The sequence below is a fragment of the Mycobacterium sp. TH-M82 genome (assembly GCF_057473605.1).
The window spans coordinates 1-1,540 of sequence record NZ_JBYCKY010000137.1 but is presented as its reverse complement, the minus strand read 5'-3'; the positions used below and the strand labels follow the sequence as shown (position 1 = coordinate 1,540).

The 1,540-nt window shown below is 64.9% G+C and carries 2 protein-coding genes; both read right to left on the bottom strand.

What is annotated here, in order from left to right; genetic code table 11:
• Window positions 1-129 precede the first annotated feature (129 nt).
• Window positions 130-864 carry a TetR/AcrR family transcriptional regulator gene (locus AC2VON_RS04095; protein WP_486951792.1) on the bottom strand — a complete coding sequence of 245 codons (735 nt, stop codon included), beginning with the start codon at window positions 862-864 and terminating at the stop codon, window positions 130-132.
• 203 nt (window positions 865-1,067) lie between these two features.
• On the bottom strand, window positions 1,068-1,540 hold a 473-nt coding region (locus AC2VON_RS04090; protein ID WP_486951791.1), incomplete at its 5' end, for a TetR/AcrR family transcriptional regulator.

Genomic DNA, 1,540 nt, shown 5'->3' with positions numbered 1-1,540 from the left:
TCCGTCGGCGCGGGCGCCAACGGATCTCGTACTGACGGCGAGGTCTGAGGCGGTCTCACCCCTGCGTGCGCACCACGTGGCGCCGCGCGCCCGGCGGGAGGGTTGCGCGCGATCCGGCGTCGTCGTTGTTCAGTTGTCGCGATTCGGCCGGCGCTGTGAGTGCTGCGCGAGCAACCCGTCCTGCACCATGGTGACGAACGCCGTCAGATCGGCGATCAGAGCGGAGAGCTCAGGTTCGTCGAGGCTGTCGGCGTGCAACCAGCTGGCCACGATTTCGAAGATCCCACCCGCGGTTCCCAACGCCAACGCGTGGGATTGGGCACGATCGTCGCCGGTGTGACTCTTTGTGATCTCATAACGGCGCCAGAACTGTTCGAAAAACGCCGCGACCCAACGGCGGTTCTCCCGGCGCTGACGTTCGACGTCGGAGGAAATCCCACCGACGTCGCGGAAAGCGACCACGGCGACCCGGGGATCGTCGACCGCAGCGTGGGCAAAGGTGCTCAGCAGGATACCGATCGCCTCGTCGGGGTCCTCGTGGGTCAGTTGCCGAGCGGCCTGCGACACATCCTGTTTGATCTGTTCGCTGATCTCGCGCAACAGCGCCGCGTAGCAATCTTCCTTGCTGGCGAACAATTCATAGAAAGCTTTGTTGCCCACGCAGGCGTCCTGGCAGATTTGCTCGATCGAGGTGTTGATGTAGCCCTTGTCGGCAAACAGTTCCAAGGCGGCGGCCAAGAGTTGCTCGCGGCGCTTTGCTCTGCGCTGGTCTGGATCCAAGCCCCGGATGGTGCGGGCCGCGCCTCCGCGCCCCGCGATCGGAGTCCCGTTCGCGCCCTGCGAGCTCCTTTCGGGTGTGCGCATGGTGCAACATCGTAGCCGTATTGCCGCCACCATCGCCGCGGCTGCCACGATCGTCGAATGACTCAGCCCGCGTGGTCGATTCGCCGCGACGAGAGGCGCGTGCCGTGTCGGATTGTCGCTGTCGTCGTATTTATCAAGTTGCGCAACATTGTTCGCGAATTCCCGGCGCGGCCCCCGTGTACCGATGCGCCGCGGCATGGCGCTCAGCGCATGCCAGCGTGCGCTCGGGTGACCGGCCTCAACGCGAGCTGCAGCGGAGGGGCGTAGAGGCGGATTATTTCATCACGGGTCATAGAGCAGACTGGTTCGAGCTGCACGATGTACCGAATCACGAATAGGCCTGCGATGTGCCCACAGAGCGCGGCGGCACGTTTATGGGCGTCGGCTCCGCCTATCCGGGTTGCGACCTTGTCGATCATCTCCCGTTCCACCATCTCCTTCACCAGGCGTGCGAGCGCCGGGTCGTGGGCGGCGCCGGCTATCAACGCGCGCAGCGGTGCACCACTGTCCGGCTCGTCCCACAGTGCGAGTAGTTCTTGCAAGGTGCGCTGGGCAAACGTGGCGGAATCGCCTTCGCCGGCAACCCGGTCGAGGACATCGGCGGGGTTGGCCGACAAGGCGAGGGCTTCGCTGATCAGGCCCCTCTTCGCGCCGAAGTAGTAGCTGATCAGGGCGA